At 41.5% G+C, this 24,857-nt stretch carries 25 protein-coding genes and 1 other RNA gene; 5 read left to right on the top strand and 21 right to left on the bottom strand.

Annotation, left to right across the window (positions count from 1 at the left end; genetic code table 11):
- Positions 1-88: 88 nt before the first annotated feature.
- Positions 89-496, bottom strand: a complete 408-nt coding sequence (locus IGJ45_RS08305; protein ID WP_005473184.1) for an EbsA family protein — start codon at positions 494-496, stop codon at positions 89-91.
- Between the two features lie 66 nt (positions 497-562).
- Here IGJ45_RS08305 and IGJ45_RS08300 point away from each other — a divergent pair, with 66 nt between their 5' ends.
- On the top strand, positions 563-976 hold the full coding sequence (locus IGJ45_RS08300) for a ribonuclease HI family protein (protein ID WP_347083377.1): 414 nt from the start codon (positions 563-565) through the stop codon (positions 974-976).
- On the opposite strand, the gene cls is transcribed toward IGJ45_RS08300, so the two are convergent.
- From cls to IGJ45_RS08280, 4 genes are all read right to left on the bottom strand, one after another.
- The gene (gene cls / locus IGJ45_RS08295) at positions 959-2,425 is read right to left on the bottom strand and encodes a cardiolipin synthase (protein ID WP_113849711.1); all 1,467 of its coding nucleotides are present in this window, start codon (positions 2,423-2,425) and stop codon (positions 959-961) included. The two genes, IGJ45_RS08300 and cls, sit on opposite strands and share 18 nt — an antisense overlap.
- A gap of 9 nt (positions 2,426-2,434) precedes the next feature.
- On the bottom strand, positions 2,435-3,574 hold the full coding sequence (locus IGJ45_RS08290; protein ID WP_003126624.1) for a cation diffusion facilitator family transporter: 1,140 nt from the start codon (positions 3,572-3,574) through the stop codon (positions 2,435-2,437).
- Between the two features lie 292 nt (positions 3,575-3,866).
- Positions 3,867-6,509, bottom strand: a complete 2,643-nt coding sequence (gene alaS / locus IGJ45_RS08285; protein ID WP_103300884.1) for an alanine--tRNA ligase — start codon at positions 6,507-6,509, stop codon at positions 3,867-3,869.
- Positions 6,510-6,881: 372 nt separating this feature from the next.
- Positions 6,882-7,934, bottom strand: coding sequence for a DUF7278 family profilin-like fold-containing protein (locus IGJ45_RS08280; RefSeq protein WP_279282293.1), 1,053 nt, complete (start codon positions 7,932-7,934; stop codon positions 6,882-6,884).
- 67 nt (positions 7,935-8,001) lie between these two features.
- On the opposite strand from IGJ45_RS08280, the gene IGJ45_RS08275 reads away from it, so the two are divergent.
- Complete coding sequence (locus IGJ45_RS08275) at positions 8,002-8,430, top strand: GNAT family N-acetyltransferase (RefSeq protein WP_409531427.1); 429 nt, start codon at positions 8,002-8,004, stop codon at positions 8,428-8,430.
- 50 nt (positions 8,431-8,480) lie between these two features.
- Here the strand turns inward: IGJ45_RS08275 and IGJ45_RS08270 are convergent, their stop codons facing one another.
- A complete protein-coding gene (locus IGJ45_RS08270; protein WP_060814311.1) occupies positions 8,481-9,827 on the bottom strand; it encodes a DEAD/DEAH box helicase in 1,347 nt (448 codons plus the stop codon).
- 51 nt (positions 9,828-9,878) lie between these two features.
- Positions 9,879-11,036 carry a VanZ family protein gene (locus IGJ45_RS08265; protein WP_257602304.1) on the bottom strand — a complete coding sequence of 386 codons (1,158 nt, stop codon included), beginning with the start codon at positions 11,034-11,036 and terminating at the stop codon, positions 9,879-9,881.
- A 95-nt stretch (positions 11,037-11,131) separates the two neighbouring features.
- Here IGJ45_RS08265 and IGJ45_RS08260 point away from each other — a divergent pair, with 95 nt between their 5' ends.
- Complete coding sequence (locus IGJ45_RS08260) at positions 11,132-11,458, top strand: hypothetical protein (RefSeq protein ID WP_144335718.1); 327 nt, start codon at positions 11,132-11,134, stop codon at positions 11,456-11,458.
- A 241-nt stretch (positions 11,459-11,699) separates the two neighbouring features.
- On the opposite strand, the gene IGJ45_RS08255 is transcribed toward IGJ45_RS08260, so the two are convergent.
- The 8 genes from IGJ45_RS08255 to IGJ45_RS08220 form a co-directional block, all read right to left on the bottom strand.
- The gene (locus IGJ45_RS08255) at positions 11,700-11,924 is read right to left on the bottom strand and encodes a hypothetical protein (RefSeq protein WP_060814313.1); all 225 of its coding nucleotides are present in this window, start codon (positions 11,922-11,924) and stop codon (positions 11,700-11,702) included.
- A gap of 11 nt (positions 11,925-11,935) precedes the next feature.
- Positions 11,936-12,301, bottom strand: a complete 366-nt coding sequence (locus IGJ45_RS08250) for a hypothetical protein (RefSeq protein WP_050801524.1) — start codon at positions 12,299-12,301, stop codon at positions 11,936-11,938.
- Between the two features lie 72 nt (positions 12,302-12,373).
- Positions 12,374-13,015 carry an HD domain-containing protein gene (locus tag IGJ45_RS08245; RefSeq protein WP_029486827.1) on the bottom strand — a complete coding sequence of 214 codons (642 nt, stop codon included), beginning with the start codon at positions 13,013-13,015 and terminating at the stop codon, positions 12,374-12,376.
- Positions 13,016-13,195: 180 nt separating this feature from the next.
- On the bottom strand, positions 13,196-14,689 hold the full coding sequence (locus IGJ45_RS08240; protein WP_103300887.1) for a carboxypeptidase M32: 1,494 nt from the start codon (positions 14,687-14,689) through the stop codon (positions 13,196-13,198).
- Positions 14,686-15,849: a THUMP domain-containing class I SAM-dependent RNA methyltransferase gene (locus IGJ45_RS08235; RefSeq protein ID WP_257602301.1), complete on the bottom strand. Its 1,164-nt coding sequence runs from the start codon at positions 15,847-15,849 to the stop codon at positions 14,686-14,688. The genes IGJ45_RS08240 and IGJ45_RS08235 overlap by 4 nt, the downstream gene beginning before the upstream one ends.
- Positions 15,850-15,915: 66 nt before the next feature.
- Positions 15,916-16,282, bottom strand: an RNA gene (rnpB, locus tag IGJ45_RS08230) — RNase P RNA component class B.
- A 17-nt stretch (positions 16,283-16,299) separates the two neighbouring features.
- Positions 16,300-16,707, bottom strand: a complete 408-nt coding sequence (gene gpsB / locus IGJ45_RS08225; RefSeq protein WP_029486829.1) for a cell division regulator GpsB — start codon at positions 16,705-16,707, stop codon at positions 16,300-16,302.
- A gap of 71 nt (positions 16,708-16,778) precedes the next feature.
- Positions 16,779-17,324 carry a DUF1273 domain-containing protein gene (locus tag IGJ45_RS08220; RefSeq protein ID WP_060814316.1) on the bottom strand — a complete coding sequence of 182 codons (546 nt, stop codon included), beginning with the start codon at positions 17,322-17,324 and terminating at the stop codon, positions 16,779-16,781.
- A 70-nt stretch (positions 17,325-17,394) separates the two neighbouring features.
- Between IGJ45_RS08220 and recU the strand changes: the two genes are divergently transcribed.
- Both recU and IGJ45_RS08210 read left to right on the top strand, forming a co-directional pair.
- Positions 17,395-18,021, top strand: a complete 627-nt coding sequence (gene recU, locus IGJ45_RS08215; protein WP_005473207.1) for a Holliday junction resolvase RecU — start codon at positions 17,395-17,397, stop codon at positions 18,019-18,021.
- 1 nt (position 18,022) lies between these two features.
- On the top strand, positions 18,023-20,332 hold the full coding sequence (locus IGJ45_RS08210) for a PBP1A family penicillin-binding protein (protein WP_029486830.1): 2,310 nt from the start codon (positions 18,023-18,025) through the stop codon (positions 20,330-20,332).
- A 19-nt stretch (positions 20,333-20,351) separates the two neighbouring features.
- On the opposite strand, the gene nth is transcribed toward IGJ45_RS08210, so the two are convergent.
- From nth to IGJ45_RS08180, 6 genes are all read right to left on the bottom strand, one after another.
- On the bottom strand, positions 20,352-21,017 hold the full coding sequence (gene nth, locus IGJ45_RS08205; protein ID WP_003126643.1) for an endonuclease III: 666 nt from the start codon (positions 21,015-21,017) through the stop codon (positions 20,352-20,354).
- Positions 21,018-21,029: 12 nt separating this feature from the next.
- On the bottom strand, positions 21,030-21,731 hold the full coding sequence (locus IGJ45_RS08200; RefSeq protein ID WP_003126644.1) for a DnaD domain protein: 702 nt from the start codon (positions 21,729-21,731) through the stop codon (positions 21,030-21,032).
- A 127-nt stretch (positions 21,732-21,858) separates the two neighbouring features.
- Positions 21,859-22,239 carry a RidA family protein gene (locus tag IGJ45_RS08195; RefSeq protein ID WP_003126645.1) on the bottom strand — a complete coding sequence of 127 codons (381 nt, stop codon included), beginning with the start codon at positions 22,237-22,239 and terminating at the stop codon, positions 21,859-21,861.
- A complete protein-coding gene (locus IGJ45_RS08190) occupies positions 22,236-22,667 on the bottom strand; it encodes a Fur family transcriptional regulator (protein WP_060814318.1) in 432 nt (143 codons plus the stop codon). The genes IGJ45_RS08195 and IGJ45_RS08190 overlap by 4 nt, the downstream gene beginning before the upstream one ends.
- A gap of 170 nt (positions 22,668-22,837) precedes the next feature.
- Positions 22,838-23,767 (bottom strand): cysteine synthase A, encoded by a 930-nt coding sequence (gene cysK, locus IGJ45_RS08185; RefSeq protein WP_003126647.1) that lies wholly within the window; start codon positions 23,765-23,767, stop codon positions 22,838-22,840.
- 199 nt (positions 23,768-23,966) lie between these two features.
- Positions 23,967-24,830: a glucosaminidase domain-containing protein gene (locus IGJ45_RS08180; protein WP_409531428.1), complete on the bottom strand. Its 864-nt coding sequence runs from the start codon at positions 24,828-24,830 to the stop codon at positions 23,967-23,969.
- Positions 24,831-24,857: the final 27 nt, after the last annotated feature.

Below are 24,857 nucleotides of genomic sequence, written 5' to 3'. Positions count from 1 at the left end.
ATTCATATTTGTTTGTCCTATTTCTATTATACCGTTTTTCATGAAGATTGAAACCCTGTTTTTCACTGGAATAAAAAAAGAGCCAGAATTATTTTTCTGACTCTTGTCTTTCAAGAATAGGCACTAGATTAACAAAGTGTGTCTGTAATACTTCAAGATCTTTTTTACGCATTACAAACGTATAGCTTCTTTCATTGGTCACGATTCTCAAATGATGATTCTCTATCCCAATGGCTTGGATTTTCTCGAGAGGAATAACTACTCGTTTCCAAAAGCGGGCATAGGTGATTTTGATGGTCTTCTCCGTCAAATAAAGGCGGCGCTGCAATCCTAACCAGACAAGAAATAGAAAAATCCCCAACACAAGATTGCTTTTCCAATAAGGGCGAGTATTTTCCAGTGCCAAAATCAAGCTGTAAAACAAAACGATCAGTGAACTGGACCAATAGATAATTGCGGTGGCTGGTTCTGGTTGCCAAAAATAGTTACGTTTCATAAATAATTTCCTCACGCGATCAATTTCTAGTATACTTATATCCATCATAACAGAAGGAGTCAACTCATGCTAAAAGTGTATCTCGATGCTTCAACCAAAGGAAACCCTGGACCTAGTGGCGGCGGTCTGTTGATTGTAGGGGAAGACCTGCATGAACAGCATGCCTTTGTACTACCCACGCTCACAAATCACCAAGCAGAATTTGCTGCGATGCATCATGCTCTTGAATTTCTCTTAACGAAAGAATGGCAAGACCAGACGATCATGCTTTATACAGACAGTAAAGTCGTCGCTCAAACAATCGACAAAAATTATACGAACAACCCCGATTTTCGGAAGTATTTAGAGGAAATCCAAGATTTGCTGCCCTATTTCACTTTACTGATTGTCCAATGGATTCCCGAATCTCAAAACAAAGGTGCCGACCATCTGGCCCGTCAAGGGTTAGCTAAGGCTTTAAAATTACAGGATCGGCGATAACAAACGAGAAAAGTTTTGCTTGAAACGCAACCAGTAAGATTGTTTAGCCAGCATTTCATCTGTCAATAAAGTGGACTGCAGCATATCCTCTTCAAAAATCGTTTTTAATTGCGCCGTGACTTCTTGATCATAAACGAATGCATTGACTTCAAAATTCAACGCATAACTGCGAATGTCCTGATTTGTCGTGCCAAACGAGCAGATGGTATCATCCATCATAACAGTTTTGGCATGTAAAAATCCATTCTCATAGATATAGATTTTCGCTCCCCGGCGATGTAAATAGTTGGCATAGTGTTGGGTCGCTCGATAGATAAATGGATGATCCGGCATGCAGGGAATCATGATTCGAACATCTACACCTGAGTGGATGGCGATCTCCAAGGCATTCATCATACTGTCGTCAGGAATCAGATAAGGGGTTTGGATCCAAATCGATTTTTCAGCCGCCAAAATCATCTTGACGAAGCCGCCTTTTAGAATCTGCGTTTCCGTCTCAGGTCCGTCGGCCACGATTTGCATATCGACATGACCTGCCTCTTCTTTAGGCGGTAAAATGAAATAGCGATCTTCATATTCCAGTTGATCTGCTTCATTTCGAATCGAGGCATTCCAATCGCGGATAAAGATTTCCTGTAAGGTAAAACTAGCAGTTCCAACGATTCGCGCATGTGTATCCCGCCAATAACCAAATTTTGCTTTTTTACCTAAATATTGATCCCCTACATTAAACCCGCCGGTCCAGCCAATTTGGCCATCAATCACCACGATTTTGCGATGCAAATGGTAATTCAAACGTGTATTGCGAATTAAATTTTTTGAAGTAATAAAGGGCACGACCTTTCCGCCAGCGTCCATTAATGGCTGAAAGAATTTACGATTTGCTTTGGGAGAACCCCATGGATCGAATATCAGTCGAACTTCTACTCCTTGCTTGGCTTTTTCAATTAGGACATCAAGAAACTGCCCACCAATTTCATCATTAAAAAAAGAATAGTATTCCACATGAATATTGTCTTCAGCATTTTGCATATCTGAAAATAAGGCAGCAAATTTTTCCTTGCCGTCCGTATAAAATTGTACCTGATTGCCTTTTGTCAAAGGGGATTCATCTAAATTTTTAAAATACCGTTCCAATAGATGGTTGTCATCTGAGTATGGATGCTCTGGAAAGGAATAATTGTGGACTTTGATGATTTGATTTAATTCATTGATTCTGCTTTGATGGTGCTCACTGAATTTATAAATGATTTCTCCGTCGATTCCTCGACCACAAAACAAATACAACAAAAACCCAAAACCCGGGATAAAGACTAATGTCATCATCCAGGCAAAAACACTTGCAATTGATCGCGGTTTACGAAAGACAGTAATAAATGCCGCAACTGTATTGACAAACAGCAACGCCAAAAAGACGGTCGAAACCACACTCATATCCATTTTTATCATATTTTCCTCCTACAACAAATAAGTATGATCAAACGTGATCGCCACCTCATACGTGCCGATTTCATGCGTAATCTTTTGATAAATTTTATCTTGCAGTTCACGATCTGTGTAATTTCTTTGCTTTGGGATCACCAAATCAAAAGCAAACTGTTTTTCGTGAATCCGAAAGTCGTGCATCCTTAACTCTGGATCAATCGTCTCAACGATTTGTCTGACTTTTTCCCGCAACTGCCGGTACTGTTTATTTTGGATAGGGACAGGATCAAGATGACAAACCAATTCAACTTGAAGGTTCCTTTGAAAATCATGTTCGATCGCATCAATTACTTCATGGGCTTGTGACAAACTCCAGCTTTCATTGACCTCAATATGAACACTAGCAAAACGATTCTTGGGACCATAGTTATGAACGAGCAGATCATGGTACCCCAATATTGTTGGATAACGATCTAGTCGATCCTCCATCTCACGGATTTCAGCTTCTGTCGGACGTGCACCTAGCAGTTCATTGATAAAGGTACGGATCATCATGATACCACTAAATAAAATGTATAGCGCGATCAGCAAGCCAATATACCCATCCACCCGCCAACCGGTTCCCCATTCAATCAATGCAGAGAGCAAGACCGCAACTGTTGTGAGTACATCATTAAAACTATCTTGTCCGCTAGCTTGTAAGGTTGCAGAGTCAATTTTCTTCGCCAATTGACGGTACATGAGACCTTGCCAAAGCTTTAATCCGATTGACAAGATCAGCACAATAAACAACCATGGTGATAAACGGATCGGTTCAGGAGCAATGATTTTTTCAAAGGCATTTTTTAGAAACTGAAAACCAACAAATGTGATCAGTAAAGAAACCACAAAACCGCTAATGTATTCAAACCGTTCATGGCCGTAGGGATGCTCCCTATCCGCCGGCTTGGCAGCAATCCGAAAACCGATCAATGTCAAAAAGGAGGAGGCGGTGTCAGACAGACTATTGATAGCATCTGCCATGATCGAGACCGATTGTGCCGACAGTCCAATCAGAAACTTTGCGACAAAAAGAAGTGCATTTGAGAGCAATCCCAGATAGCCCGCAAGTTTACCGATCATGGTGCGATCAGTTGCGTTTCCTTTCATTCGCTTTAAAAAGAAGCGCAGCATAACATTCCCTCCAAGCGTAAATTCGTCTTTCTTATTTTACCCCGAATGAAATCAGTAAAACAACTAAAAGCATGTAAAAAACGTATTTTTCTAAAAATGAATGCTTCAGCTATCCCAAAATTTCTCTTTAATAAAATCCAATTTCTGCAAAAACAGAAAAAATACCCGAAGGAATCGCGTTTCGATCCTCTACCGAACGTCTTATAAAAAGACGCGGCAGCTCTCTGACACACAATTCCAGTTCGGATATTTCTTGATGTTATACATTTTTTTATGATTTGCTGTTAAAGAATCAGTTTGCGGCTAACCAATTGGCTACTTCAGTCAATGCAGCGTCGATTCCTTCTGGTTGCTTCCCACCGGCTTGTGCCATATCTGGACGTCCGCCGCCACCGCCGCCGACTTTCGGTGCGATGTGCTTGATCAAATCTCCAGCTTTCAAGCCTTTCTCATTTGCCTGTGGCGTCATTGCAGCCAACAGATTAACTTTGCCATCGTTGGCTGTAGCAAGAACTAAAACATCCGATAATTCTTTTTGTTTCCATTGGTCTGCCAATTGGCGTAACTGATTCATATCTTTGACAGTTACTTTTGCAGCAATAAAACGAATCCCATTCACTTCTTTGACATCTTTGAAAACATCGCCAGCTTGTTGATTGGCTAGTTTGCTCGCCAGTGCTTGATTTTCTTTTTGCAGATCCCGCAGTTGTTGCTGTAATTGTTCTGTTTTGCTGACTACATCTTTGATTTGTGCCGATTTGACGATCCCTGCAATGGCTTTTAGCTGTGCTTCTCCTTCATGTAGCAATGCGTAAGCTTCTTGACTGGTCACTGCTTCAATCCGACGAACGCCAGCACCAATCCCGGATTCAGAAACAATTTTGAAAATACCGATATCTTCTGTATTGGCGACATGTGTGCCACCGCAAAGCTCGATAGACCAATCTGCGACATTGACTACGCGCACATCGTGGCCGTATTTTTCGCCAAAGAGAGCCATCGCCCCCATGCCTTTCGCTGTGTCGATGTCGGTTTCGATAGTTACGACTGGCAAAGCTTCCCAAATTTTCTGATTGACGATTTGTTCCATCTGACTTAATTCGTCTGCAGTCACTTGGCCAAAATGACTAAAGTCAAAACGCAAGTGTCCAGGTGCAACTAATGAGCCTGCTTGGTTTGCATGGCTACCTAGCACTTCTTTCAACGCTTTGTGCAATAAATGAGTGGCTGTGTGGTTTTTGATGATTTTGTTCCGACGGTGCTGATCAACTTGCAAGAAATAAGAAGCCCCTTCCGTCAAGTTACCAGTTACCTTCGCAGTATGCAGAAACTGGCCATTTGGTGCTTTTTTTACATCAGTGATCTCAGCAACGATAACACCAGATTGGTCAACAACAGTACCAGTGTCCGCTACTTGACCACCCATTTCTGCATAGAATGGTGTTTCTTTGAAGATCAGTTTGGCTTCACCAGTGGTTACTGTATCAAGCAATTGTTCCTCTTGAATGATCACTAACAATTCGCTGTTGACTTCAAGGCTTTCGTAGCCAACAAAACGGCTTTCGACTTTGATATCAGTCAAAAGAGCGGATTGAACACCCATAGAAAGCTCAGTCGATCGAGCAGAACGAGCCCGTGCCCGCTGTGCATCCATTTCTTTTTCAAAACCGGCATGATCAACTTTCAACCCTTCATCTTGAGCGACTTCTTCAGTCAATTCAACAGGGAATCCGTAAGTATCATACAACTTAAAGATATCGGCACCTGCTAATGTCTCTTGCCCATCTGCCTTCACTTTAGCAATGACTTGGTTCAAGATCTCTAATCCTTCATTGATCGTTTCATGGAACCGTTCTTCTTCATTACGGATTACTTTTTCGATAAACGCTTGTTGAGCCAATACTTCCGGATAATAACTCTCCATGATTTTTCCTACGATCGGAACAAGTTTATATAAAAAGGCTGAATCGATACCTAATTTCTTGCCATGCATGACGGCGCGGCGTAGCAAACGGCGCAACACGTATCCGCGTCCTTCGTTTGACGGTAGTGCACCATCGCCTATAGCAAAAGAAAGCGCGCGAATGTGGTCGGCGATCACTTTGAAGGAAATATCTGTTGCTTTGCTTTCGCCATATGCAAAATTGCCGCTCAATTCTTGAACCGCTTCGATGATCGGCATAAAGAGATCTGTTTCAAAGTTGGTTGGTGCATTTTGGATGATCGACACCATCCGTTCAAGCCCCATCCCCGTATCAATGTTTTTATGTGGTAATGGTTCATACGTGCCATCTGCTTGATGATTGAACTCTGAAAAGACCAAATTCCAAATTTCCAAATAGCGTTCATTTTCACCGCCAGGATAATTCTCCGGATCATCTTCTGCGACATCGTTGAACTCAGGTCCGCGGTCATAAAAAATCTCTGAATCTGGTCCACAAGGTCCAGCACCGATATCCCAGAAGTTGTCTTCGATCTCTACGATGTGTTCTGGAGTCAACCCGATTTCTTCGCGCCAAATTCGTTTTGCTTCTGTGTCTTTTGGATACACTGTGACATAAAGCTTTTCTGGATCAAAGGCCATCCATTCTGGAGAAGTCAAAAACTCCCACGCCCAATGGATTGCTTCATTTTTGAAGTAATCACCAATCGAAAAATTTCCTAACATTTCAAACATGGTGTGGTGACGTGCTGTCTTACCAACATTTTCGATATCGTTGGTCCGAATCGATTTTTGTGCATTGGTGATTCGCGGATTTTCTGGAACAACGGTACCGTCAAAATATTTTTTCAATGTTGCTACACCTGAGTTGATCCACAACAATGTTGGGTCATTTACAGGGACGAGTGATGCACTAGGCTCGATCGAATGTCCTTTTGATTGAAAGAAATCGAGAAACATTTGACGAACTTCGGCACTTGATAAGTGTTTCATATAGTTTTCCTACTTTCTAATGATAAAATCGCTTGGGATCAAGGAATGCTTTTGTTCTTTGGTGACCTTTCTCTCTGATATCTGTTCATTCGACGAACTCGCTTCTGGGCAGTCAAACAAAAAAACACCACTGCAGAGCAAGGACGTAGCTACGCGGTACCACCTTACTTGCAATGATGTTGATCATTACCTCTCAGACTCGATAACGCAGAGCAGGCGTCAGCATTTCTACTGAATCAGATACCAAAGGGAGCGATCAATTAGGATTCTTGTTTTTCTCTCAGCTTTGAAAAACTTTCTGTAAAGAATGAACAAATCAACCATGTCCTTCGTCTTTAAAAGTATAAGGAAATGTTCACAAAAAGTCAATCCTCAAATCCGTTCTCGATCAATAATAACTGCTTTTCGGTAGCGGTATTTTTCAGGGTCCAACTGCTGGTTTGCTTGCAACATTTTGCGTGACCGATAATAACTAGCATAGGGCAATGTATCCAGTAATGAATTGCCGCACTCTGGCCAATCTTCCATCTTTAGAAATGAACTGTCAGTTAGCTCCCATCCATTGGCATACGGATAAATCAAGCCAAACATGTTCGGCTCAGCCAATGCTTTTTTGGTCAATTTGACACCATCCTCACAGGGTTTTTCATTGCCCCAACGAAATAAACGACGGGTCCCGGCGCCCACTGCATATTCCCACTGTTCTTCATTCATCAAATCATATCCCTGCTGTCCCAGCCAGTGCTGCAATTCATTTTGGGTCATTCGTTGGTGGGTGTATACATGATAATTACCAGACACTGGATGCAGTTCCGCAAAGTACTGATTTTCGGCACTGACTGTTCTTGGCATTTCCCACTGCAAACTTTCTTCAAAACTTCGCGGCTGCTGAAATGCTTGCCGTATCTCGGAACCAAAAGCTTCAAATTGATCAACATGACCATGGAATTCTCCCGTGACTGTATCTAGTTCTCCAATCAAACGAGTACCCGCCGGCAGCGCCATTTTTTGCACCAACATAGGTGGAATGGCTGCTTTGCGTAATGGGCTCATTGATTCATTTACAAAATCTCCCCACTCCTCAGCGTTTGACAATCCGTAGCCTTCGATCAAGCGACGGAGCGGAGGGCTGAGAGGTTCTTGCCACATTTTGGACCAGCAGGTTATCGGCAATCCCTGAATGCCCAAGTCCCAGCCTAGAATTGTTTCATAATTTCCAGGCACAAAGACGAAGGGTTCCTCATCAATCGTTAATTCAAAGGTCTCACACTTGATTCCTGCATAGCTTGTTTTAATAAAATGAACATCTGTAATTTCTTTCAATGGGCTGACAAAGTACATGACTACTTGCTGAAACACTTGGCTTTTGACTTCAGCAGTCAAATTTTTCCAATTCGTCCATTGCAATGCTTCGAAAAAATCCACGAGCTTTCCCCTTTCATCTGCTACAATCAATATAGATTGAGTATACCATGAATTGGGAGGAAAAATGATGCAGCTTTATTTTGGGCGGGAGGACTGGATTCAGCAGGCTGTTTTTGCACTTAGAAGATCTGTCTTTGTCGACGAACAAGGAATCGCTCCTGAATTAGAATTTGATCAAAAAGATCAGTTCTGCCATTATTTTCTACTGGCAGAAGGCCAAGTACCAATTGCCACTATTCGCTATCAATCGTTGGATTCGCAAACGATTCAGCCCGATCGCTTTTGCGTGGTTAAAAACTATCGAAAGCAAGGGATAGGACGGCAGTTGTTAGCGGCCTATGAGAAAAAAGCGATCACCGATGGCTTTTGCTGGTCGGTTTTGTCTTCTGAAATTGCAGCAATCGGCTTTTATCAAAAATGCGGCTATGAGATCCTCTCTCCTCCTTTTGAAGAAGATGGAATCCTCTGTGTAAAAATGGGAAAAAATCTTTGCTAAAACGAAGGAACACCCAATAGCCATTGCTTGGCCGATGGGTGTTCCTTAAATTAGATACTGGAATTTTTTTTATTCTTGCGAGCAGAGCGATTCGACTGACGACGTTCGATCTTTCGTTTCTCTTTGTTTTTCTTATCAACAGCCCACTGAATTTTCTTCTTGTAGCCAGGCTTGATTTTTTTCTTTTTCTTCTTGACCAACCCAATCAATGTTGGGTCTAATTCGTCTCTTGATTTTTCACGTTTTTGTCGACGATTCCGATCATATGTTGCAACGATCTCCCCATTTTTGATTTCTTTTGGTTGGAATTTTACACCTAAATCTTCGATTGCTTGAATGGCTTGTTCGTCACTAGGATCATACAAAGTGATCGCTGTTCCAGCTAACTGATTACGACCAGTACGTCCCACACGATGAATAAAGAAATCCAAATCCGCCGGAATCTCAGCATTGATTACATGCGAAACCCCCTCGATGTCAATCCCGCGAGCAGCTAAATCAGTTGCGACTACATATTGATACTCTAAATTTTGAACCTGACGCATCACACGTTTGCGTTCTCGCGGTGTGATATCGCCATGGATCTTGGCTACTTTCAGCCCTTTTTCTTTCAGATAGTCGGTTAATTCATCCACTCGGGATTTGGTATTGGCAAAAACAATCGCCAAATAAGGATGTCCCGTCGTTAGTAGTTGATAAACCAATTGATTCTTATCTTTTCCTTTAGTTGAGATCAACCAATTTTCAATGGATTCAGAGATGACTGCTTTCGGACGAATTTCTTCGATCAATGGATTTTCGAGATATTTTTTCAAAAATGGACGCAGCTTTTCTGGAATCGTTGCAGAGAAAACTAACATTTGCAGTTTTTCCGGCAATCGACTAGCAATTTGGTCCACTTCTTCCAAAAAGCCCATATCTAATGTCATATCTGCTTCATCAATGACAAAGGCTTGTGCCGTATGCACAGCCAGTGCTTGTTCATTGATCATATCTAGAATTCGTCCCGGTGTCCCGATAACAAGCTGCGGCTGCTGGTTTTGCAAACGGTCCATTTGTCGTTGTTTATCCGTGCCGCCTACAAAGTTGGTCACACGAATCTCTGGTTGCTGAAATTCTGCTAGTTGTTTTGCCGCTTGATAAATCTGCGTGGCTAATTCACGACTCGGTGCAGTGATAACGACTTGCACTTCATCTTTTTGCGGATCGATTTGATCCATCAAAGGAAGCAAAAATGTATGCGTCTTCCCACTTCCAGTTTGGGATTGTCCCACGACACTGCGACCTTTTTGGATCACAGGAATTAATTTTTCTTGAACTTCTGTTGGTGAAGTAAATTTCTTCTCCGCTAACGCTTCGTAAATAAATGGTTGAAATTTAAATGACTCAAAAGACATTCAAACACCTTCTTTCTATTGACATCTTTTGGATTATAGCATATTTCCAGCTCAATTCCTAACCTTGTTTCGCTGGATCGTGCTTACTACATAAGTAGCCGTTCTTTTTTCGTAAAAGAATCGCGGTTGTTTTTTGAATGCTGCCCAAAGGATGTTGCAATAAAATCCAAGTTGGATCAAACCAAAAATCAACACAACCAACAAACTCACTAGGACGAGCATTTGATTAGTAGATTGAATAAAAGGCGTAAACAACACATTGATGCGCGTCGCACTAACATAGATCAGATAGAGCAATCCATAACGCTTAAAAATTGCTCTGAAACTGACACGGGAATGATTTTCCTCCATGACTCGAATGCGAACAAGTTTTTTTCCTAGCGTTTGTCCATTGAGAATATAATTCAAAAGAATAAAGTAAAGAGCTACTTCTAGTAAAAAATACCAATAATCATTCGTAAAGTCATCGATTTCTTTATTCACAGTCACTCTTAACAGAATCATAAGCATCCAAGCGAATAAATTCAATATTCCCCAATCGATCAGCCAAGCAACAAATCGGCGGGTAAACGTCACTCGATTATCTTTGGCATAAGATTCGGCATCCATCTCTTCACGGGTAGGCAACAGGAAGGTGAACAATGGCGTCACCAAAAAGCCAATGGTCCCGCCAAGGGTATTGACAAATAAATCATTGACGTCAAACAACCGATAAGGGCGCGGATAAATAAAGTATAATCCAGTTAACTGAGTCAATTCAAAGAACAGTGATAAGCCAAAGGTTGCCACAATCGTCTTCGGAAAAGACAATTTAAAGTAGTAGCGCATATAGACACCAAAAGGCAGTGTCAAAAAAAGATTGAATAATGGCTCTAAGACTACGTTTTGCTTCAAAGCCGGAAGATACGTAGTGGGATCATTGATTTGTAACACCGTTTGCTGCAAAAAATGCTGCCAGGAAGCACCTAACTGCCACTCCATTTTGGGACCGGTCATTTGAGCGACTTCTTCAATACTCGGCAACGGCAAAATGACCAAGAAATAGGCACAAAGCAGATAAAAAACAAATGAATAAAGTACAATTGCTCGTGAAAAAATAAATCGGCCAAATTTACGGTATTGGCGCACAAAAAATATCGACGAGATTGCAAGTGCCAAGAATGGAAATAACAGTAATGCAACCTTGATTGGCATAAGATAAGCTGACATAACATCCTCCTAAAAATCTATTTCCTTTTAATCTTACACTGTAATTCCCAAAACGTAAATTTTGGAGTATGATAAATAAAAGGAGGTTAAAAAACATGTTGAATCCTTATTTTGCTTTTGGTGTGCCATTTTTTCTTTTATTGCTCTATATCAGCTTTGCGCTTTTTCGCCGTTCTTCTCATATTCCTTATTTAGGGTTTGTACTCTTTATCATTGCTGGATTTATGAGTGTATTCAGTTTCCAAGTGATCCAACAGGCGCTGACAGAAGTAAATAAAACCAATGCTGCTGCGGTAGAGCAGGTCCATGGCTATTCCCTCTACTTATTAGCTATTCCGTTGCTGATCGGTCTCTTGTTAGTGATCCGCAATATTTTTCGGGGTTATGCTAAAATCAAAAAAGTACGTCTCCAATCCAAATGAAAAAGATACAGTTTCACTTTATTCAAATGTTGACTGACAGGCGCTCTGAAAAACAAATGAATCCGTCAAACAAAACAATTATCCGAACGATAGCTGAATGATCAAGCGTACTTACATGCATGCGGACTTAAGTTAAGCGCATCGCATTCTTCATCGACTATCGTTCGGATATTTTTTTGTTTTGTGTTCTTCTGTTTTTCTTTAACCTACATACATTCATTGGGCATTTGCCCCTCTATTCTTACTCCTCGTCTAGAAAATCAGTCTCGGCCTGTGCAAGAAATTGCTCCTTGACTTCATCATCCAGTTGTTCCAAAAGATATTGCCAGTCGCTATTTGACAAAACGACCACATCCAAATCTTTTTCTTCGTCAATCAATTCGAGGTTGCTGTACTTATCACCCAGATCAAGAAATAAATCAGCGAGTGCTGCATCCTCAATGGTTAGGTATTCCGTTTTTTTCATCACCCATCACCTCAAAAATCAAAGAATTCGTAAAACAATATTTCAAACGATTGAATGGTTGTCATTTTTTGTAGCGTCAATAAATCCAAGCGGATAAACTCTTTTTCCACTAGAAAATAGTGATTGTCTTCTAATGCTTCTTCGATGAATGGCAGAATCTGTTCTTCATCTCCTTGCCGTTCCCTGGAAATACTAGAGATCTGATTAAATAAACGTTCATCTTGCAATAAAAAATACTCATCATCGTACCGGTAAATGGCAACTTGATAATTCCGGATGGGTAATGCTGCTCGAATGATAAAAAAACATTCCCCAGAATCAGAAAGTGCAGGTAATAATTCATTCGGTTTCAGCGCTTGTTTGTAATACATATCCATCCCTCCCCTTATTTATAATTATAGATAAATACAGAGGAAACACAAAGGAATCGAACCGAAGATTAAAAATTACTAAACATCCCATTCTCTATAAAATTCAGTTAAAAAGGTTGTCATAAAGTCTTTACGCCGCAGCGCTTCTTGTTTGCCAAAGTGCGTGTGCATTTTTTCAGGCAATAAAAACAACTTTTCATAGAAATGATTGATCACGGTGGTCCCTTTTCGGTAGTCAGCGTGGTTTGTGAACGTTTTCGGCGCTCGCTCTGATTCATGGATCGGATGCTGATGTGCACCGCCAAAGTAACTAGTACGCAAAATACCAATTGCGCCCAATGCATCTAAGCGATCCGCATCTTTCACGATTTGTCCTTCTAAAGAGGAGACTTGTGCCCCTGCCAATAACTCTTTTGAGAAAGAGAGATTCTCAATGATTGTAAATATATGACTGATTTGTTCTGCTGTGGCTCCAGCAGCGAGAAGGCATTGCTGCACTTCTTCTTTGGCTTTCACCACATCTTTCACCACCTTATCATCAATGGTATCGTGCAAAAATGCCGCTGCTTCCACAACGTAATCATCTACTTGCAGTTGATCTTCGGCAATGATCTGTTTAGCCATTGCGGCTACTCTCTTGACATGATCAAAGCCATGCCCTGTGTGATCAGTTCCCAAAATCAATTTGGCATATTCATAAATTGGTGCTATATCAGCCATTTTTTGAAACTCCTGTCTTTTTTATCTTGTTTCTATTGCTAGCATTCTGATTCAATCGTCCGATTCCATCAAAGTATCAGAACCCAAAGTCAATGAAGACTATCGTCTAGCTAACTAGTTTCCCGTGCGGTTTTTTTAAAGATGAGAAGAAGCCTTTCGAGTGAACGAAAGGCTTGCTCATTAGCGGATTTGATAAACAGAAAAATAAACCTTCCGCAGATAATCCAATAAATATTGCGGATTTAACAGTTCTCCTGTCGCATCCAGAATCAATTGATTTGGTTTTTTAGAAGCCCCGTATTGATGAATGTGCGTGGTCAACCATTGGCGGATCTCTGAATAATCATCAGAAGCCAATACAGCATCGACATCGATCTCTTTTTCCATTGCATGAAAAAGCTGTGCCGCATACATGTATCCTAAAGCGTATGATGGGAAATAGCCAAAACTTGACCCTGACCAATGAACGTCTTGCAAGATACCTTCTAAATCATTTTGCGGACGTACGCCTAAGTATTCTTCATATTTATCATTCCAAATAGTTGGCAGATCTTCCACATTCACTTCTTCATTGAAAATCATCTTCTCAATCTCGTAACGGATAATGATATGCAAAACATACGTCAGGCTATCTGCTTCGATCCGAATCAAACTTGCTTGGGTAAATTTTAATGCATTGTAGAAAGTCTCAAAGGAAACATCATCGAAAGTTCCTTCTGCACACTCTTGAAAATAAGGGTATTGTTTCTCCCAAAAATTACGATTGCTACCGATAATGATCTCATTGAATAAGGATTGCGATTCATGGATTCCCATGGATGCTCCTTCGTGGACCGGCGTTCCTTCAAATTTTTCATCAATGTTTTGTTCATACATGCCGTGGCCTGCTTCATGAATCACGCCGAATATTCCCATCGAAAAATCTTCTTCATTCCAACGAGTCGTCAAGCGAACATCATTGTGGTTAATGCCGGTCGCAAAAGGATGCACCGTATTGTCCAACCGTCCGCGAGAAAAATCATACCCTAAGTCTGTAATGACTTTCGAGATGAATTTCCGCTGTTGCGCCTCTGTCATTTTACGAGATAAGATCGTTGTATCTGGTGGAGTACCTTTTTCTAACTGGCGACGAATATCCATGATTCCATCACGAACTTGTGAAAACACATTATCCAAGATTTCAACGGTCATGTTCGGTTCATACTGATTCAAAAGAACATCATAATTTGTCCGTTCCTCTTTTTTCCAATAAGGGATCAGCTCTTTTGTCAAACGGATATTCTCAGCTAATGCTTCCTTGAATAAAGAGAAATCTTTCGCTTTGCGGGCTTGCGTCCAAGCAGTATGAGCTCTAGAAGTAGCAGCAGAAGCTGCGATCGCTAATTCATTAGGAACATTTTTTTGGAGCTCATATTCTTCTTTCACCAGCTGATAAGCTGCTTGACCAACTTCAGATAATTCATCAGGGTGCTGACCAAAATAAGTAATGGCTTCTTGGATCGTTGGTCCGACTTTCTTTTCGAAATACAAGCCATACAAGTAGCTGTCAACTTCACTGCGATATTCGCTGGCCTTTTCAGGCATTCCCGTCTGAGTATCCCAACCAAGGATTCCCATTGCTTGTGACAGCAAATCGAGCTCTTTTAATTCTTTTAGAAATTCTTGTTCTTTCATTCAACCGTCTCCTTTTTACGCGGTGGGCGACTGCCCCAATACTGGAAGAAATCCGTACGCAACGCACCATTATATAGTTTGCGTTTCTTGGTTGCTTTTTCACCATAGTGGGTCTCAAATGTAAGGTCACTGGTCAAAATGTATTTGCTCCAAGTTTTTAATGGCCGAAAGACTTCGCCCATTTCACGGTACAAGCGCTGTACCGTCTCTTCTTCTCCTAAACGTTCCCCATATGGTGGGTTGGCAACGATCACGCCGTATTCTTTGTCTGTTTTAAAATCTTTGACTGCTTGTTGTTTGAAGATGATGGAATCACCTAGACCAATCTCTTCCGCGTTTGCTTTGGCGATTTCGATCATCCGTCCATTGATATCTGAGCCCATAATGTCCAGTTGGCTATCGTAATCGGCTGCTTCGTCTGCCTGAGCTCTTACAGTCTCAAATACTTCAGCTGGAACCCAATCCCATGTCTCACAGACAAAGGAGCGATTGAATCCAGGGGCAATATTATGTCCGATCAGTGCTGCTTCGATGCACAGTGTACCGGAACCGCATACAGGATCAACAAACGGTCGGTCTTTGCGCCAGTTGGTCAACATGACTAATGCTGCAGCCATATTTTCTTTTAAGGGTGCGCCCCCTTTTTCTAGTCGATAGCCACGTTTGAACAAACTCGGTCCTGTCGTATCGAGTGTGATCATGGCATGATCTTTCAACAAAGCAACTTCCAACTGAAAGAAAGCACCACTTTCAGTTAAAGGAACACTTGCAGGGCGATGATAAACTTCCCGTAATCGATTAACGATCGCTTTTTTTGTGATTGCCTGACAATCAGGCACACTGAATAACTTCGATTTGATCGATTTACCTGCCACAGGAAACTCTGCGTCTAGCGGCAGAAAGTCTTCCCAAGGTAATGCTTTGACTTGCTCAAATAATTCATCAAAGGTGTATACATCAAATTCCCCCACCACAATCTTAATGCGGTCAGCTGTGCGTAACCAGAGATTGGCGGTTGCAATGGTCTCCAACGTTCCTTTGAAACGAGCCCGTCCATTTTCTACTTGGCATTCAATGCCTAAATCTCGCAACTCCTTACCAACTAGCGCTTCTAACCCACTAGCAGCGGTTGCGACACAATCAAATACTTTTTCTGTCATAGATTTCTCCTTCTTGATATAAAAAAACCTTCCGTTGCTGGAAGGATTCCCTGATCTGCTGTGATTTTCTATAAGCCATGTTCTGTCCACGTCTTCCTCAGGGAGAAGAAAACGTTGGGTAATTATCTATCTGCAATTACTTGCCTTTTTGCTCCGTTCATTTCCGTGCAAAAAGCGCCCCTACCATTGTTTGGGTTGCTCGCTCGAGGGGTTTACCGCGTTCCACCAAGACGGTTTCCCGTCTTGCTTCGTCACTGTGGCACTTTCAAGGATACTTTGGCATAGCTCGCGCCTTAGCCATTTTTCCTGCCGTTACTCTTTCAAGTACCCTAGCTTATTGTTTCGCTAGGCACGATCACTACAAGCATCTCAGCTTGTGCGAGCATGGACTTTCCTCAGCATAATCAAAGTTATGCCGCAATTACCCGAAAACCACAGCAATCAAATTGATTAGAATTGACGTGTTTTTTCGTTATCGTCTTCAAAATCAGCATTTGTGTAGTTGCTGTTATATGAAGAGGAACGTGTAACTGGTTCTTCTTGATCCAATTTTTTGCCAAAAACTTCTTTTTCCAAATTAGACAAACGTTTCAAAATATCAAAATTTGTCACTGTTTGACTTTTTGGCGCTTCTTGTTGGACCCGTGATGCAATCGCTTGGTTCTTAGAAAGTTGATCGATTTTTGCATTCAAACGATCGTTTTCTTCTTGCAATGCTAAAATCTCTTTGTTGTAGCTCTCGTAGTCTTTGATGATATTGTCTAAAAATTCATCGACTTCCACTGGATCATAGCCGCGCATTTTTGTTTTAAATTCTTGTTGAAGAATATCCTTGGGACTAAAAATTAGATTTGCCATTATTTACACCTCATTGATTTTTCCAAATGATTTTCACTTTCTAGACCATTCTATCAAAAAACTCTCAGAAATCAAAGTAAATTACTATCAAATGTTGCGTTTTGCAGATCATCCATTGTAATTTGATCGATCTCGTAAGGATGATCCTCCCGATATTTCTTCGCATCTTTCAAAAAAAAGCTGGTTTTTCCAGGGAATTCTTCATCATAAAGCAGCAACGCACCATCTGTGTGTTCCAATAGAAACTGGGTATGATTTCTTAATTGGCTTGGTTCTTTGTAGGGTTGATGGCTAGTGGCATTCACATAATCAGCGCTCATTTGCACTCGTTGCAACATTTGCTGGTTCGCTTCATTCCAGTTTTCACCAAATCCTTGAAACGGATAAATGATCCCTAGTTTGATTTCTGGATAGTCTTTTTGCAAAAGCTCCACCACTTCTGCACACCACATTTCTGCTCCTAGATTGCCACTGATCAGCACCCATTCCAGTCCTTGTTCAATGTAAGAAAGCAAAGACATTTTTATTACTTTCTTAATAATTTTGATTTTGGGATCTTTTTCTTGAAATACACCAAGTTCAAAGCTGCGGTAGCCAGTAAAATATAAGGTTTTCATTGTTTAAGCAGTCATCTCTTTTCTTTCCAAACGTCTTTTTGGTATAATGATGCCTAGGAGTGTGAATAACATGGTCATTCGATACCCTAACGGTCAGTCTTCTGCTTATGATGGCGGTAAAAAACAAAAATTGCAAGAAAAAATAGCTCGGCCAAAAACTTTCGCGAACCGCGGAATGCGTTTTGAAGAAGCAATCAATCAAAGCAATGCCTATTATTTGAATCGTCAAGCAGCAGTCATTCATAAAAAACCTACACCTGTTCAGATCGTTAAGGTGGATTATCCCCGCCGCAGTGCAGCTGTGATTAAAGAAGCTTACTTCCGAGAAGCCTCTACCACGGACTATAATGGTGTTTATCGCGGATATTACTTGGATTTTGAAGCCAAAGAGACACAGAATAAAACTTCTTTCCCCTTCAAAAATTTTCATGAGCATCAGATTCAGCATATGGAAAACTGTCTGACGCAGCAAGGAGTCTGCTTTGTCTTGTTATGGTTCTCAAGCTTGCAACGCTGCTTTTTTTTGACGAGCAGCAACTTGATCACAGAGTGGCATCAACAAAAAACAACAGGTAAAAAATCGCTGCCTCTTGCCTATATAGAGAAAAACGGCATTGAGATCATCCCAGGAATCGCTCCGCGTATTCCCTATTTAAAAGCAGTAGATCAATTTTTGTCAATGAAGGAGAATGATTAGTATGGCGAAAGAATCGCAATCGAGAGCTTCTCGACATGATTCTAAGAAAGCGGCGGCTGCATATAAAGGCCCCAAACAAAAAAAGCCGAAAGGAAAACGAACGATTGGCAGTATTTTACTTCGTACCTTTATGGGGCTCTTCTTTTTAGGATGTCTCGGTCTCTTATCAGGGATGGGACTTTTTTGGTGGTACGCTAAAGATGCACCACCATTAGATGAGAAACAGCTCGATTCTGCTGCTTCTTCCAGGTTCTACGCCTCCAATGGAGATCTGATCCTCGATTTTGGTAGCGAGACCCGTGAAAAAATCACTGCGAATGAAATTCCGCAGCAATTGGAAGATGCGATTGTATCTGTAGAGGATCGTCGTTTCTATCAACATATTGGAGTAGACCCTATCCGTATCATTGGATCGGCATTGTCGAACGTGACGACTGGTGGCATGCAAGGTGGGAGCACCCTAACACAGCAATTGATCAAATTATCCTTCTTCTCTACCAGTGCAGAAGATCAGACGTTGCGAAGAAAAGCGCAAGAAGCTTGGATGGCCGTCAGACTGGAACAAACAAAATCCAAACAAGAAATCTTGACCTACTATATCAATAAAGTGTACATGTCTAACGGCGTCTATGGGATGCAGACAGCTGCCATGAAGTTCTATAACAAGACATTGGATCAACTAGATTTGGCTCAAACAGCATTAATCGCTGGATTACCAAACGCCCCTTCTGCTTATGATCCATATGCTCACCCAGACAAAGCTAAACAACGACGAGATCTTGTTCTGTTAACCATGTATGAGAATGAAAAAATCACTAAAGACGAATATGAAGCAGCCAAAGCCGAAGATATTTCAGAAGGATTGCAAAAAAATCCGCAACGAAATAACGAATGGAAATATTATGACAATTACTTTAAAGAAGTGATTGATGAAGTAAAAGCAAAAACCGGCAAAGATGTCTATACGGATGGATTGGACATCTATACGAATCTTGATGTCAATACCCAAAAAAGATTGTATGACATCGTTAATAGTGACGAATACATCAATTTCCCAGATGATAAAATGCAAGTAGCCGCTACTCTGGTAGATGTTAATAGTGGTAAAGTTGTCGCGCAAATCGGTGCTCGTCATGTGGAAGACGATGTTGTCTTAGGTAATAATTTAGCAGTCAACGTCACTCGTGACTTTGGCTCAACCGTTAAACCACTGACAGACTATGGTCCAGCCTTCCAATTTTTACAAAATTCAACAGGCCGCATGATTTTGGACGAACCCTATAATTATGTGGGGACGAACACACCAATCTACAACTGGGATCGACAATATATGGGAAATATCACTTTGCGGACAGCACTGGCTCAATCGAGAAATGTTCCAGCAGCAAAGCTTTTTGAAGAAGTAGGTGCTGACAATATTTCTTCCTTCTTGAAAGGCCTAGGTATTGAATACAAAAACATTGAACAGTCCAATGCAATTTCCAGCAACACGTCAGAAATCGATGGCACCAAGTATGGGATCTCTAGCTTGAAAATGGCTGCTGCTTATGCTGCCTTTTCAAATGGCGGAACCTATTACGAACCGCAATATGTCAATAAGATCGTTTCGCAAGATGGAACAGTTGATGAAGACTCCTTCAAAGTGGAAGGTCAAAAAGCGATGGATGATACGACAGCCTATATGGTCACCGATATTCTGAAAGACGTGATTTCTGTCGGAACAGGAACCAATGCCCAAATCGATGGACTTTACCAAGCTGGGAAAACCGGGACTTCCAATTATGATGACAATCAATTGGCTCAATTGGATACGTCAAACGGTGCTTACCCGGATATCACGTTTGCAGGTTATACCCCATCCTTTTCTTTAGCTGTTTGGACAGGATATAATGATAAAATGACGCCGATCACAGACAGCAGTACTCATGTTGCCTCAGATGTTTATCGGGAATTGATGCAATTTGTCTCAGCCTCTGTTGAGAACCGCGACTGGAAAATGCCCGCAGACTTGACCCGGATCGGCAATGAGCTTTACATCAAAGGGACTTACCAGCAACCAAGTTCTAGCACAAGATCAACGATCAGCTCTTCTTCGCTTCCTGAATCAACACCAGAAAGCAGTTCTGAAATCGTTGAATCTAGCAGTTCAACGGAAGAATCGATTCCACCAGTTGAATCTTCTTCTGAAAGCTCACAATCTACACCGCCACCGTCAGAAAGTGAAAGCACACCATCGTCTTCTTCAGAGTCAAGCTCGACGCCATCATCTTCGTCGACTACTCCAGGGACAAATGAAACAAATCCTGAATAAAAAAATGTTCAGCCGCCTCTCATTGAGGTGGCTGAACTTTTTTTGCGCGCATCCGCAGTTGTCCTTCTTGGCACATTGTCAATAATGGGCAAACTTCACATTTTGGCGCTCTAGCTGTGCAATGGTATCGTCCAAAGAAAATCAGTGTGTGATGTGTTTTGACCCAAAGATCTTCTGGCACTTTTTTCATCAATGTTTGTTCTACTTCTAAGACATTCGCATCTAATCGGCAAATCCGTAAGCGCTTGGTTACTCGTTCGACGTGGGTATCCACAGCGATTGCCGGAATACCAAACGCATCGCCTAAAACAACGTTGGCTGTTTTTCTTCCGACCCCCGGTAATGACACTAATTCCTCGCGGGTTCTAGGTACTTGGCCATTGAATCGTTCGATAAGCTGGGACGCACAAGCCTTGATATTTTTTGCTTTGTTGCGATAAAGACCGATCGTCCGTATTTTCTCAATGATTTCCTCAACAGGGGCTGCTGCCAAGGCCTCAGGTGTCGGATAGGCAGCAAATAGTGTGGGGGTCACTTTATTGACTGACACATCCGTAGCCTGAGCACTTAAAATCACAGCAATCAACAGTTCAAACGGATTTTTGGAAATCAGTTCTCCGTGAGCGTCGGGGAACATTTGGTACATTTGTTCCAATGCGATCATAGTTTTTGCTTTACTGATCATGACAACTCTCCTTTATTCCCCTTCTAACCAATTATGCATAGGAATCTTAGGAACCGGTCCATTCGTTTGTTCCAAATTTTCTTTCTGCATAAACTGTTTTTTACGGCGTTTTTGTTCTTCTTCTACTTGTTCTTTCGAGGTAATATTTTTTCGTTCCCAAGAAAGTAAAATGCGATCAATATAATTCAAACTGTAGGCTTGATTCAAAACCGCCTCACGTAACGCAAATTGAATCAAATCCGGCTGGTATTTATCTTCTTCCAGCCATTGTGATATTCGCTGGTATTCGATTGCTGAAAGCGGACGGCCAAATTCGGACTCAAACATTTGATAAAGCGAACGTACTTTTGAATCATAGCTCTGCTTTTCCTCCTGCTGATTTTTTTGCCGCAAACAAACTTCCAGTCGTTCATAGATTCCAGAAAACTCATAGTAATCCACCATCTTCCCTGCTGAATCTTTCTTGGATTCGATGGCGATGATCTGTTTATTCAATAGCTCATTCAACCATTTATAGATTTCTTTTTGCTCACTTCCCATCCCCTTAGCAATCATCGCTAAATCTGGAAAATCATTGCCTTGTTCGTGGTAACGATACAACTGAAGCCATAATACAAATTCATCATTGGTTAAACCAAGGCTATGATAGTTTTCCAAAAGCAGATTGGAGACAGTTGTTTGCCCCTGGGCTAAATATTCTTGTAAAGAAATCATCTTATTGTCCTCTTTTCCCATCGTTACATAAAAACCATTTTCAATTTTATTTTGGCATCATCAAGAATAAAATCCATTCTCAACAAAAATGGGACTGCGCATATATACGACCGTCCCATTGACTCCTTTATTGTGCCACCACAGCAATGATCTCTACTTCCACCAATACATCCTTTGGTAAACGGGCCACTTCAACTGCTGAACGTGCAGGCAAATGTTCATGAAAAAGTGTGCTGTATGTATTATTGAATGGAACAAAATCATCCATGTTTTTTAAGAAACATGTTGTTTTGACGATTTCATCTGGTGTAATACCGGCGGCAGTTAAAATTGCCTCGATATTTTTGAGAACTTGCTGTGTCTGAACTTCGATAGTTGCTCCCACAACTTCTCCTGTAACAGGATCTAACGGCACTTGTCCGGAAGCAAACAAGAAGCCATTAGCAATCCGTGCTTGTACATAAGGACCAATTGCTTGCGGTGCTTTATCCGTTGAAATAATTTTCATTCCTCTTCTCCTTTACACTCTGGACACAATCCATATACTTCTAAGCGATGGCTTTGGATTTTATATCCGGTCAGTTGGGAAGCGGCCATTTCGACATCTTCCAATCCAGGATAGTAAAAATCAGAAATCTTGCCGCAACGTTGACAAATTGCATGATAATGCGGCTCTGTCGTAAAGTCAAAGCGACTGGATGCATCGCCGTAGTTCATTTCTTTCACAAAACCGATCTCCGTAAACAGTCGCAGATTATTGTAGACTGTCGCTACACTAATACCGGGAAAGTGGACTTCGATCGCTCGGTAAATTTCTTCTGCGGTAGGATGTGATGCGTGGCTAGCCAAAAACTCAAGTATCGCAACCCTTTGTGGAGTGATACGGATATTTTCTTGTTTTAATTGTTTGATTGCCTCATCATATATCGTGTTCACAGGAGTTCCTCCAATTCTCTTATCTGTAATATCATACTATGTAGATGGTAAAAATTCAAACAGCTTTCTCTAAAAATTCTTAATCAACCACAAAACAAACACGAAAAATTCCACAGTCCTTAAGAAAAGGGGAGAAAAAGCAGGCATTCTGCCAATGCCCGCTTTCCTTGTTATTCTTCCACTTGATATAAAGCAGTCGATAGATAACGTTCTCCATTGTCCGGGACGATCGCTAAGACTTTTTTGCCTTTTCCCAGTTCTTTGGCAACTTTGAGTGCTGCATGGATCGCTGCTCCAGAAGAAATACCTACGAGCAAGCCCTCTTTACGGCCGACTTCTCTCGCTGTTGCCATCGCATCTTCACTTGATACGGCAATTGCTTGATCAAAGATCTCTGTATCAAGAACTTTAGGTACAAAGCCGGTTCCAATTCCTTGGATTTTGTGAGGACCAGGTTGTCCGCCTTCTAAGATAGCCGATTCTGCCGGTTCAACGCCATAGATTTTTAAGTCTGGATACACTCGTTTTAATTCTCGACCCGCACCAGTGATCGTGCCGCCTGTACCGATACCAGCGACAAAGGCATCTAATCCTTTTGATTCAAAGGCATTCTCTATTTCTTTCCCAGTTGTTTTCTCGTGAATCTCGGGATTTGCCGGATTTTCAAATTGCAGCGGCATAAAATAGCCCTCTTGTTCAGCCAATTCTTTGGCTTTATTGATTGAACCTGTGATTCCTTCTGAGCCTGGTGTCAAAATCAATTCAGCCCCATAGGCTTGCATCAGCTTGCGCCGTTCGATACTCATGGTCTCAGGCATCACGATGACCACTCGGTACCCTTTCGCTGCACCGATCATCGCCAAGCCGATCCCAGTATTACCGGAAGTTGGTTCCACGATCGTATTGCCTGCTTTCAAAGAGCCGTCTTTTTCGGCTTTTTCGATCATGGCCAAAGCGATCCGGTCCTTCACGCTGCTCCCTGGATTATAAAACTCAAGTTTAACGTAGACATCAGCGGAATCCTCTCCCACCACCTTGTTTAATTTGACGATGGGTGTATGCCCAACTAGCTCGGTAACAGATTGATAAATCTTTGTCATTTGCAATCCCTCCAGTTCATATTCCTATTCTACCCAAAAAACGGCAGACTTGCGAACAAAAAGTTAGCGTTTTCCAAACATTTATGTTTTTTTCACAAAGAAAAAAACTTTTGCTTTGCTTCTTTTAGTTACTAAAAGAGAACAAAAACAAAAGTTTTTGTGAAATTTCATTTGGCGTTTAGCTAATAAATAGCGAAAATCAAACGATCAATTCCTGTCCTACGACGATCAAGTCACTGCTTAATCCATTGGCAGCCATGATTTGATCCACCGTTGTTCCAAAACGTGAAGCAATATCCCAAAGACTGTCGCCAGATGCTACGACATAACTTTGTCCCGTACTTTTTGTCGTTGTTGTCGTCGATGTGGATTGCGTTGTCGTTGTCGTTACAGAAGTCGTTGTGGCACCAGTACTTGGTGTATCAAAACGAGTTAGTTGATACGTTTCAATCAGCCAGTTTAATTTTTGTGCGTAACCTGGATCAGTAGCATAGCGTCCTGTCAGATAGCTGGTCGCATCGTAAAAAGAAGTCGTTTGACTTTTCCAGACCCCACTATAATGTGCTTTACCTGAAGTGAAGCTTGTACTTCTTAAAACGTTGGCGTGATCTTGAAAAGACTCCCAGTAGGAATTATATTGGCGGAATGGTTCATTCATTACGACCCATTGTCCATTGATATACTCATCTGTAGGCAAATAGACAGATTGCCCGTTATATGATCCTTTGACCCCAAAAAGATTGTAGTAAGGCGCATTGGATAATGTAGATGAGCCATAGCCACTTTCCAAAATGGCTTGCGCGATCATCACCGATGCATAAAGATCATTATTGGCCGCAACGTCTTGTGCTGACCAACCAATCTGTTCGATAAAACTAGCGATTCCTTGACTAGTGGCCTGATATTCACTTGCTTGGACCTGTTCCGGAAGTAGCGTGACCACCGCTGGTGACAATGCTAATCCAGCCCCAATAAAAGAAACCACTGCTCGTTTACTTGGTCGTGGCATCACTGCTTTTTGTTGGCGGATATGTCTTTCACTGCGGGTTTGATAATTTTTCATTCTTTTCCTCCATCGTCCCAATACTAT

Origin of the sequence: Enterococcus sp. DIV0574 (genome assembly GCF_051711125.1) — a bacterium.
In the GTDB taxonomy this organism is placed as follows: Bacteria; Bacillota; Bacilli; order Lactobacillales; family Enterococcaceae; genus Enterococcus_D; species Enterococcus_D gallinarum.
Note: the sequence above shows the minus strand (reverse complement) of the source record. Positions and strands in the feature narration are given on the sequence as shown.

Coding starts and splice junctions, on each gene's coding strand:
- IGJ45_RS08255 (WP_060814313.1), bottom strand. CDS start 11,924: ATGAAAAAAACGGAATACCTAACCATTGAGGATGCAGCACTCGCTGAT.
- IGJ45_RS08300 (WP_347083377.1), top strand. CDS start 563: ATGCTAAAAGTGTATCTCGATGCTTCAACCAAAGGAAACCCTGGACCT.
- IGJ45_RS08195 (WP_003126645.1), bottom strand. CDS start 22,239: ATGAAAATTATTTCAACGGATAAAGCACCGCAAGCAATTGGTCCTTAT.
- IGJ45_RS08210 (WP_029486830.1), top strand. CDS start 18,023: ATGGCGAAAGAATCGCAATCGAGAGCTTCTCGACATGATTCTAAGAAA.
- IGJ45_RS08260 (WP_144335718.1), top strand. CDS start 11,132: ATGTTGAATCCTTATTTTGCTTTTGGTGTGCCATTTTTTCTTTTATTG.
- IGJ45_RS08180 (WP_409531428.1), bottom strand. CDS start 24,830: ATGAAAAATTATCAAACCCGCAGTGAAAGACATATCCGCCAACAAAAA.
- nth (WP_003126643.1), bottom strand. CDS start 21,017: ATGATCAGTAAAGCAAAAACTATGATCGCATTGGAACAAATGTACCAA.
- gpsB (WP_029486829.1), bottom strand. CDS start 16,707: ATGGCAAATCTAATTTTTAGTCCCAAGGATATTCTTCAACAAGAATTT.
- IGJ45_RS08270 (WP_060814311.1), bottom strand. CDS start 9,827: ATGTCTTTTGAGTCATTTAAATTTCAACCATTTATTTACGAAGCGTTA.
- IGJ45_RS08240 (WP_103300887.1), bottom strand. CDS start 14,689: ATGAAAGAACAAGAATTTCTAAAAGAATTAAAAGAGCTCGATTTGCTG.
- recU (WP_005473207.1), top strand. CDS start 17,395: ATGGTCATTCGATACCCTAACGGTCAGTCTTCTGCTTATGATGGCGGT.
- cysK (WP_003126647.1), bottom strand. CDS start 23,767: ATGACAAAGATTTATCAATCTGTTACCGAGCTAGTTGGGCATACACCC.
- IGJ45_RS08220 (WP_060814316.1), bottom strand. CDS start 17,324: ATGAAAACCTTATATTTTACTGGCTACCGCAGCTTTGAACTTGGTGTA.
- IGJ45_RS08235 (WP_257602301.1), bottom strand. CDS start 15,849: ATGACAGAAAAAGTATTTGATTGTGTCGCAACCGCTGCTAGTGGGTTA.
- IGJ45_RS08305 (WP_005473184.1), bottom strand. CDS start 496: ATGAAACGTAACTATTTTTGGCAACCAGAACCAGCCACCGCAATTATC.
- cls (WP_113849711.1), bottom strand. CDS start 2,425: ATGATAAAAATGGATATGAGTGTGGTTTCGACCGTCTTTTTGGCGTTG.
- IGJ45_RS08265 (WP_257602304.1), bottom strand. CDS start 11,036: ATGTCAGCTTATCTTATGCCAATCAAGGTTGCATTACTGTTATTTCCA.
- IGJ45_RS08275 (WP_409531427.1), top strand. CDS start 8,002: ATGCAGCTTTATTTTGGGCGGGAGGACTGGATTCAGCAGGCTGTTTTT.
- IGJ45_RS08290 (WP_003126624.1), bottom strand. CDS start 3,574: ATGCTGCGCTTCTTTTTAAAGCGAATGAAAGGAAACGCAACTGATCGC.
- alaS (WP_103300884.1), bottom strand. CDS start 6,509: ATGAAACACTTATCAAGTGCCGAAGTTCGTCAAATGTTTCTCGATTTC.
- IGJ45_RS08250 (WP_050801524.1), bottom strand. CDS start 12,301: ATGGATATGTATTACAAACAAGCGCTGAAACCGAATGAATTATTACCT.
- IGJ45_RS08245 (WP_029486827.1), bottom strand. CDS start 13,015: ATGGCTGATATAGCACCAATTTATGAATATGCCAAATTGATTTTGGGA.
- IGJ45_RS08200 (WP_003126644.1), bottom strand. CDS start 21,731: ATGATTTCTTTACAAGAATATTTAGCCCAGGGGCAAACAACTGTCTCC.